We start from the raw sequence: 13,683 nt of genomic DNA, 5'->3' as shown, positions 1-13,683 counted from the left end.
GATGCAGTGAATTCTAGGGGGAGAGGACGGTCATCTTCGCTGGGGAGCGGTGGGGCATTGCAGCCGTGGCCGGGTACGCAGTGTGTAAACCGCGAATTTTCCCCTATTCTTGCGCAAAGGGGAAGCAGAAAATTATCCCGTTGCGCATCACAACGCGATAGGCATTGCCTGCCATAATGTGAGAATATGGGAACTCATACAAACATTGTGGTTTTGTGTGCGTTATTCAGGAGAACACATGGATACCAATTTGAAACTGTCGCTATGCACCACCGTGGCAGCGCTCACCGTGATCATTGCCTTTAGCTTTACCGCTGTTTTGGGCTAACCCGCCTGCACCAGAAACAAAAAAGACGCCCTTGGGCGTCTTTTTTGTTTCGCGGTGGTCAGCGTACGGTCTTGGGGGTCATCACGCGGCGGGCGCCGACGTAATGGTCTTGCCAGTAGTCATTGTCCAGATAGCTGATGCGGATGTCCTCGCCGGTGCGCGGCGACTGGATAAATTTGCCATCGCCGAGATAGACGCCAACATGGTCGGCCGCGCCACGGTTGGCGATGCGGAAGAAGACCAGATCGCCGCTCTCCAGCTCGCCACGTTTGACCGGTGCGGCATCACGCAGGTGGTACATCTCGTTGGCGGTGCGTGGCAGGCGGATCTTCATCACATCTTTATAGGCGTAATAGACCAGTCCGCTGCAATCGAAACCGGTGGTGGGGGAGGTGCCGCCCCAGCGGTAGGGCTTGCCTACCTGCTTCATCAGCTTGGTCATCGCCGTTTGCTTGGCTTTCTGGTAGCGCTTTTTATGCGCCGGGCTGAGTGCCAGCGGGCCGCTCTCCACGGCCTTGGCCTCGTGGCCGGGCAGGCGCTGGCGGCCATAGCCTTTTTTGTAGCCCTTTTTCGGCGGCGTCACCTTGACCAGGTGGGTGGAGGCGGTTTTGCGCGTTTTACCGCTTTTGGTCGTGACCTTGACCACCTGAGCCTTATCGCGGCTGGTGGCTTTTTTCTTTACGCTGGTTTTCACCGGCTTGCGCTTTTTACGGTCATCCGTCCTGGCCTCACTGGCATGGCCCTTGCGGGGGTCGGCCGACGTGCGCGCATGGGGCGACGCATGCGCCAGATTCATACAGAGCTGAGTAAAAAGCAAAACGAAAAGCGTAACGAGTAAACGCATGGCAACGCTACCAAAAGTGTCCGACAAACATCCATGGAGGCCCAGTATTACTGAAACCTGCCGCACAAAAAAGCATGAAACCCCCTGATTCTAATTCATATTGTCAGAAAAAGTTAATAGCTTTTTTCATTAGTGAAAACCAGGGGGGGGATATGCTGCTTTTATCCGCAACTCAAGCGGTTAGCGGCCTGGCGGCACAGTGAGGCAACGCGTTTTTCCGATAAACCTCATCGTTCAGATCTGTTACTGTTAACATATGTTTAATTATTGTTAGCAGTCAGGCCGACGAATTTAGGGCGTGTAAGAAAACCCTGCAAAAAATGGTGTTTTCATCCCGTTGCCGCCCTCGTTACAATAGGCCACTGCTGATTTGATGTGACGCGTAATAGCCAGCCAATGGCTTGAGGAAGCAAGACAATGACGACAATTGAAAAGATCCAGGCCCAGATCGCGGAAAACCCGATCCTGCTGTACATGAAAGGCTCTCCGAAGCTGCCAAGCTGCGGCTTCTCCGCTCAGGCGGTACAGGCGCTGTCCGCGTGCGGTGAGCGTTTTGCCTATGTGGACATTCTGCAGAACCCGGACATCCGTGCCGAGCTGCCGAAGTACGCCAACTGGCCGACCTTCCCGCAGCTGTGGGTGGATGGCGAACTGGTTGGCGGTTGTGACATCGTGCTAGAGATGTACCAGCGCGGCGAACTGCAACAGCTGATTAAAGAGACCGCCGAGAAGCACCGTTCCCAGGAAGAGCAACAGTAATCCGGGCGCGGGGGCAACCTCAGTGGCAATGAAAACGGGCGACCCTAGGGTCGCCCGTTTTGTTTTACTCGTCGGCTTCTGGCGTTGCCAGCGGCCAGCCACCCAGCCGTTTCCAGCGGTTGACCAGCTCACAGAACAGCAGTGCCGTCTGCTCAGTGTCATACAGCGCGGAGTGCGCCTGGGCGCTGTCAAAGGGGATGCCGGCGGTGATGCAGGCTTTCGCCAGCACCGTCTGCCCGAGCACCAGCCCGCTCAGCGCCGCGGTATCAAAGGTGGCGAAGGGGTGGAAAGGGTTGCGCTTGAGGCTGGCGCGCTCGGCGGCCGCCATCAGGAAGCTGTGATCAAAGTTGGCATTGTGCGCCACAATAATCGCCCGGTTGCAGTTCTGCTCCTTCATGCCCTTGCGCACCATCTTGAAGATGGCGTGCAGCGCCTCATACTCACTCACCGCGCCACGCAGCGGGTTGTGCGGATCGATGCCGTTGAAGGCCAGCGCCTCCGGTTGCAGCACCGCCCCCTCAAACGGGGCGACATGGAAGTGCAGCGCCTCATCACGCGTCAGCCAGCCGTCGTCGTCCATGCGCAACGTCACGGCGGCGATCTCCAGCAGGGCATCGGTACGGGCGTTAAAGCCAGCGGTTTCAACATCAATCACCACGGGATAGAACCCGCGGAAGCGGCCACTCAGGGCGTTGGGATCACTTTTATCAGCCATCAGTTTCTTATCAGGTTCGAATTCAGCGCGCATTATGGCAAATTTTCGCGGCCGATGCAGGGGAAGGGCAATACGCAGGAGAAGACGGGCGACGGCGTGCCGCGCCCGTAGGATCAGGGAAGCTATCAGTTGCCGAGGCCTTTGCCAGCGTGGCTGTTTTCAATCAGCTCAATCTTGTAGCCATCCGGGTCTTCCACAAAGGCGATCACGGTGGTGCCGCCCTTGACCGGGCCAGCTTCACGGGTCACATTGCCGCCAGCATTGCGGATCTGGTCACAGGTTGCTGCGACATCATCCACGCCCAGCGCGATGTGGCCGTAGGCCGTCCCCATGTCGTAGCTCTCGACGCCCCAGTTGTAGGTCAGTTCAATCACTGCGCCTTCGCTCTCTTCGGTATAGCCGACGAACGCCAGGGAGTATTTGTATTCGGTATTTTCACTGGAACGCAGCAGACGCATGCCTAATACCTTGGTGTAGAAGTCGATGGAGCGTTGCAGGTCACCGACGCGAAGCATGGTATGGAGTAAGCGCATAAAGTCCTCTGATAACAGGTTGGCACGCGGCGAGGTGTTCGCCGCATGGATAAAAACAGTTAAGTATAGCCTTCGCAGGCGAATAAATTCAATGTGATGCAGATAGTCACAGCGTTGGGTAGTCGGTGTAGCCCTCACGGCCACCGCCATAGAAGGTCTCTGGCTGCGGTGGGTTGAGCGGCGCCTGCTGGGCAAAGCGCGCCACCAGATCCGGGTTGGCGATGTAGTCGCGGCCAAAGGCGGCGGCATCAACGTAACCGGCGTCAATCAACTGTTCCGCCTTCTGCTGCGTATAGCCGCCGGCCCCGATGATCACCCCCTGATAGCGGGCGCGAATCGCCTTGCGCAACGCCTCCGAATAGGGGCGGCCGCCGACCCAGTCCGGCTCGGAGATGTGCAGGTAGGCCAGTTGGCGGGCGCTCAGTTGCTCCACCAGCGTCAGCGCGTCCTGCTCCTCCTGCTCGCCATTGCCCATGCCAGCGACGGCACCGACCGGCGAAATGCGGATGCCAACGCGGTCAGCCCCCAGCTCGGCCACCACGCTCTCCACGACTTCCAGCGTCAGGCGCAGGCGGTTCTCGACACTGCCACCATACTGATCATCCCGCAGGTTGGACTCCGGCGACTGGAATTGGTGCAGCAGGTAGCCGTGGGCAGCGTGGATCTCCACATAGTCAAACCCGGCTTCCCGCGCATGGATGGCGGCCTGGCGGAATTGTGCCACCACCTCGGCGATCTCGGCCACGGTCAGGGCGCGCGGCGGCGAGCAGGGAACGCGCGTCAGGTTGCCCTGTTCATCCCGGATCGTGGTGCGGGTGTCGGCGGTCTGTGCCGAGGGGGCGACCGGCGACTGCTGGCCCGGTTGCAGCGAGGTGTGGGAGATGCGGCCAACGTGCCACATTTGCAGGGCGATGTGGCCGCCGCGCGCGTGGACGGCGTCCGTGATCTGGCGCCAGGCGGCCACCTGCTCAGGGGAGTGGATGCCCGGCGCGCCGGCGTAACCCTTGCCCTGCAGGGAGATTTGCGTCGCCTCGCTAATAATCAGCCCGGCGCTGGCGCGCTGGCTGTAGTACTCGCCCATCAGGGCAGTCGGCAAATCGCCCGGCTCCTGGCTACGCAGGCGGGTGAGGGGGGCCATAAAGATTCGGTTCGGCAGGGTGCGCCCGCCAATGGTCAACGGGGTAAAGAGTGTGCTCATGGCCAATGCCTCCTGAAAAAGTGTCCGGGCCACTATGCAGAGGAAAGGCTGGGGCAGATTGTTCAAACGTGCGCTCTAAGGCGTTGAAAGAAACCGGCGTACAGGCACGCCGGGTGAAGGGGGCGCAAGGGGCGTGGCCAGCGGGCGGCACGCCAAAGGCTCACGTTTGCGCAGCACAGGGCCACGCCGTGATGTTCTCGGCGGCAAAGAGCCTTTACCGCGACGCCACCCTATCACCCGGTTATGACAGAAATTTGATGGCATGGGCGGGAAAAATGGCGGGCAGGCTTGCCAGCCCGGCGCAAAGGGGCTTCAATGAGTAAGCGGGCGATAAATTAACCAGCGCGCAACGTGCCGCCCGTTTGCGCAAAAGGGGAGATTGTGGCCGAGCAGCTTGAGTTTTTCACCATTCCCAGCCCCTGCCGCGGCATCTGTCAGTCAGATGAGCGCGGTTTTTGCCGTGGCTGCCTGCGCAGCCGGGAAGAGCGTTTCAACTGGATGAGCATGAGCGACGCCCAGAAGCGCCACGTCCTCCATCTCTGCCGCCAGCGCTACCTGCGTCAGCAGCGGCAAGCGCGCAAAGCCGATGACCCGCCGCCAGAACAACCCTCCCTGTTTTAATTCTTGCGAGGCGCCGCGCAAAGCCGTGCGCCAACGTCGTGCCGGGCCACGCAATTGTGTATGCTCTCCCCATCCAACCAAGGAGGCCGGTTATGAATCTTCGCAGTCCGATTGCCCCGCAGGGCCCTGAGTTTTCCCCGCTAATTTGTGGCTACTGGCGGTTAATGGAGTGGGCAATGCGCCCGCAGGAGCTGGTGACCTTTATTGAGCAGCATCTGGCGCTGGGCATCACCACCGTCGATCACGCTGACATCTATGGCGACTACCAGTGTGAGGCCGCGTTTGGCGACGCGTTGCGGCTGGCCCCCTCGCTGCGCCACCAGCTGGAGCTGGTCAGCAAGTGCGGCATTGCCACCACCGCCAAACCCGGCCATAGCCTTGGCCACTACATCACGGACAAGTCCCACATCATTGCCAGCGCCGAGCAGTCATTGCAGCATCTGAACACTGACTACCTCGACCTGCTGCTGATCCACCGCCCCGATCCGCTGATGGATGCCGATGAGGTGGCAGAAGCGTTCACCGCCCTGCATGGCAGCGGCAAGGTGCGCCATTTTGGTGTCTCCAACTTTACGCCAGCGCAGTTCTCGCTGTTGCAATCGCGCCTGCCCTTTACTCTGGCGACCAACCAGGTGGAGATCTCGCCGCTCAATCAGACGGTGACGCTGGACGGCACGCTCGACCAGTGCCAGCAGTTGCGCATCCGGCCGATGGCGTGGTCATGTCTGGGCGGCGGCCGGCTGTTCCGGGAACCGCGCTACCAGCCGCTGCGTGATGAGCTGTACGCCGTCGCTGAGGAGATTGGCGCGCAATCCCTGGAGCAGGTGGTCTATGCTTGGGTGCTGCGCCTGCCGAGCCGCCCGTTGCCGATTCTGGGCACCGGCAAGATTGAGCGCGTGCGTGCTGCCTGGGAGGCGCTCTCCCTGCCGTTGAGCCGCCAGCAGTGGTTCCGCATCCGCAAGGCGGCGCTGGGTTATGACGTGCCCTAGGGGCAGTTTTTGTGAACTGGATCGCAAATATCAGCCGGGCAGGGCCGGAAAGCGGAACGGCAAACCAGCATAGGAAGGCTTTGCCTATACTTAACGCTCTGAAGCGACAGGCATTGGAGGCGTTATGAAGTATCTTTCCGGCGTGGCGTTGGCATGTATGCTGGCCTGCGGGGCCGCGCAGGCGGCCAGTAAAGTGGTGACTATGAACCGGGTGTCGGCTGAGGGCGCACCGCAGCCCATCGGCACTGTCACCATCAGTGAAACCGAGTATGGCCTGCTGTTTACCCCCAAACTGACCTCACTGCCGCCGGGGGTGCACGGTTTCCATGTGCACCAGAATGGCAGCTGTGAGGCCGCAGAGAAGGATGGCAAGAAGGTGGCGGCGCAAGCAGCCGGCGATCACCTGGATCCAGAGAAAACCGGCAAGCACCTCGGGCCATATGAAAATGGCCACCTGGGTGACCTGCCCGTGATCTATGTGCATCAGGATGGCAGTGCCAGCGATCAGGTACTGGCACCGCGCCTGAAACAGCTGTCGCAGGTTGAGAACCATGCGCTCATGATCCATGAGGGCGGTGATAACCACGCGGATATGCCGAAACCCTTGGGTGGCGGCGGTGGCCGTATTGCTTGTGGTGTGATTTAGTTTGACTGACTGCTGGCTGGGCATTTGCCCGGCCAGTGCCAATAACGGGTAGGCAAATTTATTTAATTCAGAAGTGTTTAGATATTGCCACGATTCAGATCAAAGTTAGAAAATGTATTTTATTTTTGTAACTGTCACTATTTATTTACCCCCACTGACCCTAGCCCACGCTATCCCCTTAAATTTTAGCGAAATTTGACAAATTGCACGGAGTATGTCCGTCGCAGCCACACTTGCCTGGTGTGCGCCTGGCTTGGCCCATGTGGCCGCAGGCAAAATTAGCGCAGCCCAATCGCCGGACAAAAGCAGAGAGACAGCAAAGGGATAGCTCAAAACAGGCAACATTCGCCAAAGGAATTATGCCAAATTTGGCATGTTAATATTCAGGCAGAGAATAAGGCGCAGGATGTAAAAAGGCTCTAATTATTTTTCATCCAAATTATTGATCTAAATATCATTCATATTACATATATAATTGAATTTCCGTTCTTAACTCCGCAAAATAGGCTACACTCTGGGAAGCACTATTAGCAAGCTAATTATAAGGAGGGGGAATTGGACTCCAATTTAGGTTCATCATTAGGTTCAGATTTAGCACGGCTGGTGCGAGTATGGCGCGCCTTGATTGACCACCGGCTCAAACCGTTGGAATTGACCCAAACTCATTGGGTGACTTTGCACAATATCAACAAATTACCGCCTGAGCAGTCGCAGATTCAGTTGGCCAAAGCGATCGGCATTGAGCAGCCTTCACTGGTGCGCACCTTGGATCAACTCGAGGAGAAGGGGCTGATTACCCGCCATACCTGCTCCAGCGATCGCCGCGCCAAACGCATCAAGCTGACGGCGGAAGCGGCACCGATTATTGATGAGGTGGAGAGGGTGATTGACTCTACACGGCATGAGATCCTGACGGGCATCTCACATGATGAGCTCTCGCTGCTGGTCAGGATGATCGATCAGATAGAAGAGAACATTATCCAACTACAAAACAAATAACGCGATTTTTTTTGACTCACAGCGAATCTACCCGACCGGCGGCCTTTGGCCGCCGGTCTTGTTTTTGTGCTGCTTAACGCGGCGAGACAGTTACCTGGCTGCCACTGCTGGCCATGCTCACACGCTGCCCCACGCTGAATTTGGTGGCATCTGCTTTCTGCACCACCATGATGGTATTGCCATCATCCTTACGGATCTCCAGTTCTACGCCATTGCTACGGTTTAACGCACCCTGCACGCCCTGACCTGCGACGCCACCGGCCACGGCACCGGCCGCGGTCGCCAGGCTACGGCCTGTGCCACCCCCGACGGTGTTACCCAGGAAGCCGCCCAACACTGCGCCGCCAATCGCGCCAATCACGTTGCTCTCGTCGCCACCCTGAATCTGTACCGGCCGGGTTGAGACGATGGTGCCGTAGGTTACGTTTTGAACCTGTTTCGCCTGATTGGCGGAATAGACATCACCGGACAGGGCGCTATCGTTCACACAGCCCGCCAGCGTGGCGCCAGCGAGCGCCACCACGAGAAGACGCTTAATCATAAAGACTCCTATATTTTTTAACATAGTCCTCAGCATTGCCTGCCTGACTACGAATGGACAATGACGCTAAAAGTATGGCTGATCTGCGGCCCAATCGCTATTTTGCCTGATGTAAAGTCCCCAGCATATGCCCCATAGCCTCAATGCCCCATAAACCTCGATAAAATGATCTCGTCGACAGATCAACGGCCTGGCCGTAAATAATCACTCCCTTTCATAGCGTTAACCGGTTAAATCTGCTTTAGTGGGGGAGAAAAACATTGCATTGCCGGGAAGGGGAGAGGTTATGAAGTCAGGTCGTTATATCGGTGTCATGTCGGGCACCAGCCTGGATGGGATCGATGTGGTGCTGGCCGCCATTGATGCGCGTATGGTAGCCCAGCAGGGCAGCTATACCCACCCGATGCCGTTGGCCATCAGGCAGGCGATTTTAGGGATGTGCCAGGGCCAGCAGGTGACACTGTCACAAGTGGGCCAGCTGGATGCGCAGCTGGGGGATCTGTTCGCCGAGGCCATTTTGGCGCTGCTGGCGCAGCACAACCTGCGTGCCGAAGAGATCACCGCGATTGGCTGCCACGGCCAGACGGTCTGGCACGAGCCGAACGGCCCGGCGCCGTTCTCGCTGCAACTGGGCGACAATAACCGCATCGCGGCCCTGACCGGCATTACTACCATCGGTGACTTCCGCCGGCGGGACATCGCGCTTGGCGGGCAGGGCGCGCCGCTGGTGCCCGCGTTCCATGATGCGTTGCTCTCGCACCCGGACGAGCGCCGGATGGTGCTCAACATCGGCGGCATCGCCAACCTCTCCCTGCAGCTGCCGGGCCAGCCGGTGCGCGGCTATGACACCGGCCCCGGCAACATGCTGATGGACGCCTGGATCTGGCGGCAGCGGGCGCTGCCCTACGATGAGGATGCGGCGCTGGGGCTGGCAGGCCTGCCTGACATCGCCCTGTTGCAGCAGATGCTGGCTGACCCCTATTTTGCCGCGCCAGCGCCGAAGAGTACCGGGCGTGAGTACTTCAATTTGGCCTGGCTGGAGCGCCATCTCGCCGGGCATCCCAATCTTGCCCCGGAGGATGTGCAGGCCACGCTGGCGGAACTGACCGCGACCACCATCTCAGAGCAGGTACAGCTCTCCGGCGGCTGTGACCGGCTACTGGTGTGTGGCGGTGGCGCGCGCAACCCGCTGGTGATGGCCCGTCTGGCGGCGCTGCTGCCGGGTACCGAGGTGTGCCCGACCGACCAGTTCGGCATCCGTGGCGATGACATGGAGGCACTGGCGTTCGCCTGGCTGGCGGCGCGTACCCTGTCCGGCCTGCCGGGCAACCTGCCCTCGGTGACTGGCGCGCGCGCGCCGGCGGTGTTGGGCGCCATCTACCCGGCTGGCCTGCGCCAGCCGGGCGAGTGAGAGGAGGCAGTATGTTCAGGTATCTGCTTACCGGGGCCGCATTGCTGGCGCTGGCTGGGTGTAGCCACTTCGGCCACGCGCCAGCGGCCCAGCCTGTCCACTACCGTTGCGGCACCCTGCCGCTGACCGTGACGCTGGCCCCGGATCGCCACAGCGTCAGCCTGCTGCTGGATGGCGAGCAACTCCACCTGACGCAGGTGGAGGCGGCCTCCGGCGCGCGCTACAGCGACGGGCGCTACACCTTCTGGTCACAGGGGGCGCGGGCGCTGGTGCAGCGCGGGGATGATGTGATAATCAATGATTGTGTGGTCAGCCGCTGATGGCCGTGACCCCCTGACGTTCCAAGGATCTTGCCATGACTGAAAGACTCGATATTGCCCACCTGCGGCGCGAATACACCAAGGGCGGCCTGCGCCGCCACGATCTGACCGATGACCCGCTGGATCTCTTCGGGCTGTGGCTGCAACAGGCGTGCGAGGCGCAACTGGCCGACCCCACCGCCATGTGCGTGGCGACGGTGGATGAGCAGGGCCAGCCATTCCAACGCATTGTGCTGCTCAAGCACATCGATGAGCGCGGGCTGGTGTTCTACACCAACCTGGGCAGCCGCAAGGCGCAGCACCTGAGCCACAACCCGAAAATCAGCCTGCACTTTCCTTGGCACATGCTGGAGCGGCAGGTCAGCTTCACCGGCCGCGCCGAGCGCCTCTCCACGCTGGAGGTGATGAAGTACTTCAGTAGCCGACCCAAGGAGAGCCAGATTGGGGCCTGGGTGTCGCCGCAATCGTCCCGCATCTCGGCGCGCGGGGTGCTGGAGAGCAAATTCCTCGAGCTGAAACAGAAGTTCCAGCAGGGTGAGGTGCCACTGCCCAGTTTCTGGGGCGGCTACCGCGTGGCCTTTGATTCCGTGGAGTTCTGGCAGGGAGGCGAGCACCGCCTGCATGACCGTTTCCTCTACCTGCGCGAGGGGAATGGCTGGAAAATCGACCGACTGGCGCCCTGAACGCCAAAATCCGTGCTTACTTCTGGCGCTCGGGCTACGGGCGCTTTATTCTATGCGCTTCCTCGGATCAGGCGGCCACACAGGTCAGCGCCGCCGGCCGGGACACTCCCTTTACCAACCCTCAACGGAGTCATTGATGACAAGCAGTAACTTGATTACTCAATTGCAAGAGCGGGGCCTCATTGCCCAGGTTACGGACGAAAAAGCGTTAGCAGAGCGACTGGCGCAAGGGCCAATTGCACTCTATTGCGGTTTCGATCCCACCGCAGACAGCTTGCACTTGGGCCATCTGGTTCCGTTGCTGTGCCTGAAACGCTTCCAGCTGGCTGGCCACAAGCCAGTGGCGCTGGTGGGCGGGGCGACCGGCCTGATTGGCGACCCGAGCTTCAAGGCCGCTGAACGCAAGCTCAACACCAGCGATACCGTCGCTGAGTGGGTAGAGAAGATCCGCCGCCAGGTCTCGCCGTTCCTCGATTTCGACTGCGGTGACAACAGCGCCATTGCCGCCAACAACTACGACTGGTTCGGCAACATGAACGTGCTGACCTTCCTGCGTGACATCGGCAAGCACTTCTCCGTCAACCAGATGATCAACAAAGAGGCAGTGAAGCAGCGCCTGAACCGCGATGACAGCGGCATCTCCTTCACCGAGTTCTCCTACAACCTGTTGCAGGGCTATGACTTCGCCTCGCTGTGCGGCGAGCACGGCGTGGAGTTGCAAATTGGCGGCTCTGACCAGTGGGGCAACATCACCTCTGGCATCGACCTGACGCGTCGCCTGCACCAGAAGCAGGTGTTTGGCCTGACCGTACCGCTGATCACCAAGTCTGACGGCACCAAATTCGGCAAGACCGAGGGCGGCGCAGTGTGGCTGGATCCGAAGAAGACCAGCCCGTACAAGTTCTACCAGTTCTGGATCAACACCGCGGACGCCGATGTGTACCGCTTCCTCAAGTTCTTCACCTTCCTCAGCCTGGAAGAGATCAACGCGCTGGAAGAAGAGGACAAAAACAGCGGCAAGGCCCCGCGCGCCCAGTATGTGCTGGCGGAAGAGGTGACCCGCATGGTGCATGGCGAAGAGGGGCTGGCTGCAGCCACGCGCATCACCGCCAGCCTGTTCTCTGGCTCTCTGGGTGAGATGACCGAGGCGGACTTCGCCCAGCTGGCGCAGGACGGTATGCCGACCATCGAACTGGAGGCGGGCAGCGACCTGCAACAGGCGCTGGTCACGGCCGAGCTGGTGCCCTCCCGCGGACAGGCACGCACCATGATCAACTCGAACGCCGTGCAGGTGAATGGCGAGAAGCAGGGTGATGCGGAGTACACCTTCACCGACAGCGACCGCCTGTTTGGTAAGTACACCTTGCTGCGCCGCGGCAAGAAGCACTACTGCCTGATCAGCTGGAAGTAAGCGCGACAGAGTGAAAACGGGGGGCTAGCAGCCCCCCTTATTTTTAACGGGGTTTGCCCCAATAATAACGAACAGTGCCGCCGCCTTGGCAGGGGGCACCGGCCACCGGCCATGCCGGTGTCTTTGGCAAGGGTAAAAGAGTACAGGTTGTCGTGATGAAAAATATTCTCTCCATCCAGTCCCACGTCGTGTTCGGCCACGCCGGCAACAGCGCTGCCGAATTCCCGATGCGCCGCATGGGCGCCAACGTCTGGCCGCTCAACACAGTGCAGTTCTCCAACCACACCCAATATGGCCGCTGGACAGGCTGCGTGATGCCGCCCAGCCACCTGACCGAAATCGTGCAGGGCATCGCGGACATCGGCCAGCTGGCGAAGTGTGACGCGGTGCTGAGCGGCTATATTGGCGCATCAGAGCAGGGCGAGCACATCCAGGCGATTGTCCGCCAGGTGAAGGCCGCCAACCCGAATGCCCTCTACTTCTGTGACCCGGTGATGGGCCACCCGGAGAAGGGCTGCATCGTGGCCCCTGGTGTGGCGGAGTTCCACGTCAAGCAGTCACTGCCGAGCAGCGACGTGATTGCGCCAAACCTGATTGAGCTGGAGCAGCTGAGCGGCAAGGCGGTGAACAGCGTGGAGCAGGCGGTGGCCACCGCGCGTGAGCTGTGCGCGCTGGGGCCAAAGGTGGTGCTGGTGAAACATCTGGCCCGCGCCGCCCGCTCGGCAGAGAGCTTTGAGATGCTGCTGGTCACCGCTGACGAGGCATGGCACATCAGCCGCCCGCTGGTGGCCTTTGCCGATCGCCAGCCGGTGGGCGTGGGCGATCTCACCAGTGGCCTGCTGCTGGTGAACCTGTTGAAGGGGGAGCCGCTCGACAAGGCGCTGGAGCATGTCACTGCCGCAGTCTACGAGGTGATGCTGGCGACCCAGCAGATGGGCGAGTACGAGTTGCAGGTGGTGGCGGCGCAAGATGCGTTGGTCAACCCGCGCCACTACTTCCCGGCAGTTAAGCTGTAATCGGGTGGGGCGCGCAGGGTGCGCGCCCTCCCATCACTTCAGCCCTTCCGCCGCCAGTGCGGCATCCACCGCCGGGCGCGCCGCCATCCGTGCCATAAAGGCCGTCAGGTTCGGCAAATCCAGGTTAAACTTCAGTACTCGCGCCCAGTTCAGGATAGTGAACAGGTAGGCGTCGGCCACGCTGAAGCGGCTGCCGAGCAGATACTCTTTCCCCGCCAACTCGCCATCAATGTAGGCCAGTTTCTTCCGCAACTGCTCACGCGCCACCTCTTTTGCTTCCTCCGGGAAACGCGGGTTGAACAGCGGGCTGAAGCCCTTGTGCAGTTCCGTGGCAATGAAGTTGAGCAGTTCGAGCGCGTGGTAGCGCGCCAGCGAACCCGCTGCGGGCAACAGCTGGCGATCGGGCTTCTGGTCGGCCAGATACTGCACAATCACCGCATTTTCCGTCAGGATGGAGCCATCATCCAGTTGCAGCGCCGGCACCTGCCCCTTGGGGTTAATGGTCAGGTAGTCCGCGCCGTGCTCGGTGGTTTTCGCCACCAGGTCAACTTTCTCAATGCTGAAATCGACACCCGCCTCGCGCAGCACGATATGCGGGGAGAGCGAGCAGGCGCCCGGTTTGTAATACAGTTTCATGGTAACGCTCCAGTAGTGGGGGAGTGCAATTAA

General features: G+C 60.1%; 17 protein-coding genes. 11 read left to right on the top strand and 6 right to left on the bottom strand.

What is annotated here, in order from left to right; genetic code table 11:
* Window positions 1-238 precede the first annotated feature (238 nt).
* Window positions 239-328: a YnhF family membrane protein gene (locus tag C1N62_RS09390; protein WP_137763390.1), complete on the top strand. Its 90-nt coding sequence runs from the start codon at window positions 239-241 to the stop codon at window positions 326-328.
* Window positions 329-386: 58 nt separating this feature from the next.
* Here the strand turns inward: C1N62_RS09390 and C1N62_RS09385 are convergent, their stop codons facing one another.
* A complete protein-coding gene (locus C1N62_RS09385) occupies window positions 387-1,172 on the bottom strand; it encodes a C40 family peptidase (protein ID WP_137763389.1) in 786 nt (261 codons plus the stop codon).
* A gap of 417 nt (window positions 1,173-1,589) precedes the next feature.
* On the opposite strand from C1N62_RS09385, the gene C1N62_RS09380 reads away from it, so the two are divergent.
* Window positions 1,590-1,931, top strand: coding sequence for a Grx4 family monothiol glutaredoxin (locus C1N62_RS09380; RefSeq protein WP_137763388.1), 342 nt, complete (start codon window positions 1,590-1,592; stop codon window positions 1,929-1,931).
* A gap of 64 nt (window positions 1,932-1,995) precedes the next feature.
* Here the strand turns inward: C1N62_RS09380 and rnt are convergent, their stop codons facing one another.
* The 3 genes from rnt to C1N62_RS09365 all read right to left on the bottom strand — a co-directional run bounded on the left by rnt (window position 1,996) and on the right by C1N62_RS09365 (window position 4,377).
* The gene (rnt, locus tag C1N62_RS09375) at window positions 1,996-2,679 is read right to left on the bottom strand and encodes a ribonuclease T (protein ID WP_137763387.1); all 684 of its coding nucleotides are present in this window, start codon (window positions 2,677-2,679) and stop codon (window positions 1,996-1,998) included.
* Between the two features lie 92 nt (window positions 2,680-2,771).
* A complete protein-coding gene (gene gloA / locus C1N62_RS09370; RefSeq protein WP_137763386.1) occupies window positions 2,772-3,179 on the bottom strand; it encodes a lactoylglutathione lyase in 408 nt (135 codons plus the stop codon).
* A gap of 106 nt (window positions 3,180-3,285) precedes the next feature.
* Window positions 3,286-4,377, bottom strand: coding sequence for an alkene reductase (locus C1N62_RS09365; protein ID WP_370465555.1), 1,092 nt, complete (start codon window positions 4,375-4,377; stop codon window positions 3,286-3,288).
* 381 nt (window positions 4,378-4,758) lie between these two features.
* Between C1N62_RS09365 and C1N62_RS09360 the strand changes: the two genes are divergently transcribed.
* From C1N62_RS09360 to slyA, 4 genes are all read left to right on the top strand, one after another.
* Window positions 4,759-4,998: a DUF1289 domain-containing protein gene (locus C1N62_RS09360; RefSeq protein WP_137763384.1), complete on the top strand. Its 240-nt coding sequence runs from the start codon at window positions 4,759-4,761 to the stop codon at window positions 4,996-4,998.
* Between the two features lie 92 nt (window positions 4,999-5,090).
* Window positions 5,091-5,987, top strand: a complete 897-nt coding sequence (locus tag C1N62_RS09355) for an aldo/keto reductase family oxidoreductase (RefSeq protein ID WP_137763383.1) — start codon at window positions 5,091-5,093, stop codon at window positions 5,985-5,987.
* 124 nt (window positions 5,988-6,111) lie between these two features.
* Window positions 6,112-6,633, top strand: coding sequence for a superoxide dismutase family protein (sodC, locus tag C1N62_RS09350; protein ID WP_137763382.1), 522 nt, complete (start codon window positions 6,112-6,114; stop codon window positions 6,631-6,633).
* A 555-nt stretch (window positions 6,634-7,188) separates the two neighbouring features.
* A complete protein-coding gene (gene slyA, locus C1N62_RS09345; protein WP_137763381.1) occupies window positions 7,189-7,632 on the top strand; it encodes a transcriptional regulator SlyA in 444 nt (147 codons plus the stop codon).
* Between the two features lie 73 nt (window positions 7,633-7,705).
* On the opposite strand, the gene slyB is transcribed toward slyA, so the two are convergent.
* A complete protein-coding gene (gene slyB / locus C1N62_RS09340; protein ID WP_137763380.1) occupies window positions 7,706-8,173 on the bottom strand; it encodes an outer membrane lipoprotein SlyB in 468 nt (155 codons plus the stop codon).
* Between the two features lie 286 nt (window positions 8,174-8,459).
* Here slyB and anmK point away from each other — a divergent pair, with 286 nt between their 5' ends.
* The 5 genes from anmK (at window position 8,460) to pdxY (ending at window position 13,014) form a co-directional block, all read left to right on the top strand.
* Window positions 8,460-9,584 (top strand): anhydro-N-acetylmuramic acid kinase, encoded by a 1,125-nt coding sequence (gene anmK / locus C1N62_RS09335; RefSeq protein ID WP_137763379.1) that lies wholly within the window; start codon window positions 8,460-8,462, stop codon window positions 9,582-9,584.
* Window positions 9,585-9,595: 11 nt separating this feature from the next.
* Window positions 9,596-9,904 (top strand): MliC family protein, encoded by a 309-nt coding sequence (locus tag C1N62_RS09330; RefSeq protein WP_137763378.1) that lies wholly within the window; start codon window positions 9,596-9,598, stop codon window positions 9,902-9,904.
* Window positions 9,905-9,939: 35 nt separating this feature from the next.
* Window positions 9,940-10,587 carry a pyridoxamine 5'-phosphate oxidase gene (gene pdxH / locus C1N62_RS09325; RefSeq protein ID WP_137763377.1) on the top strand — a complete coding sequence of 216 codons (648 nt, stop codon included), beginning with the start codon at window positions 9,940-9,942 and terminating at the stop codon, window positions 10,585-10,587.
* A 136-nt stretch (window positions 10,588-10,723) separates the two neighbouring features.
* Window positions 10,724-11,998 carry a tyrosine--tRNA ligase gene (tyrS, locus tag C1N62_RS09320; RefSeq protein ID WP_137763376.1) on the top strand — a complete coding sequence of 425 codons (1,275 nt, stop codon included), beginning with the start codon at window positions 10,724-10,726 and terminating at the stop codon, window positions 11,996-11,998.
* Window positions 11,999-12,153: 155 nt separating this feature from the next.
* A complete protein-coding gene (gene pdxY, locus C1N62_RS09315; protein ID WP_137763375.1) occupies window positions 12,154-13,014 on the top strand; it encodes a pyridoxal kinase PdxY in 861 nt (286 codons plus the stop codon).
* A 33-nt stretch (window positions 13,015-13,047) separates the two neighbouring features.
* Here pdxY and gstA read toward each other — a convergent pair whose 3' ends face one another.
* Window positions 13,048-13,650, bottom strand: coding sequence for a glutathione transferase GstA (gstA, locus tag C1N62_RS09310; RefSeq protein WP_137763374.1), 603 nt, complete (start codon window positions 13,648-13,650; stop codon window positions 13,048-13,050).
* Window positions 13,651-13,683: the final 33 nt, after the last annotated feature.

The organism is Nissabacter sp. SGAir0207 (assembly GCF_005491205.1).
In the GTDB taxonomy this organism is placed as follows: domain Bacteria; phylum Pseudomonadota; class Gammaproteobacteria; order Enterobacterales; family Enterobacteriaceae; genus Chimaeribacter.
This window is presented reverse-complemented; position numbering and strand designations above follow the sequence as displayed.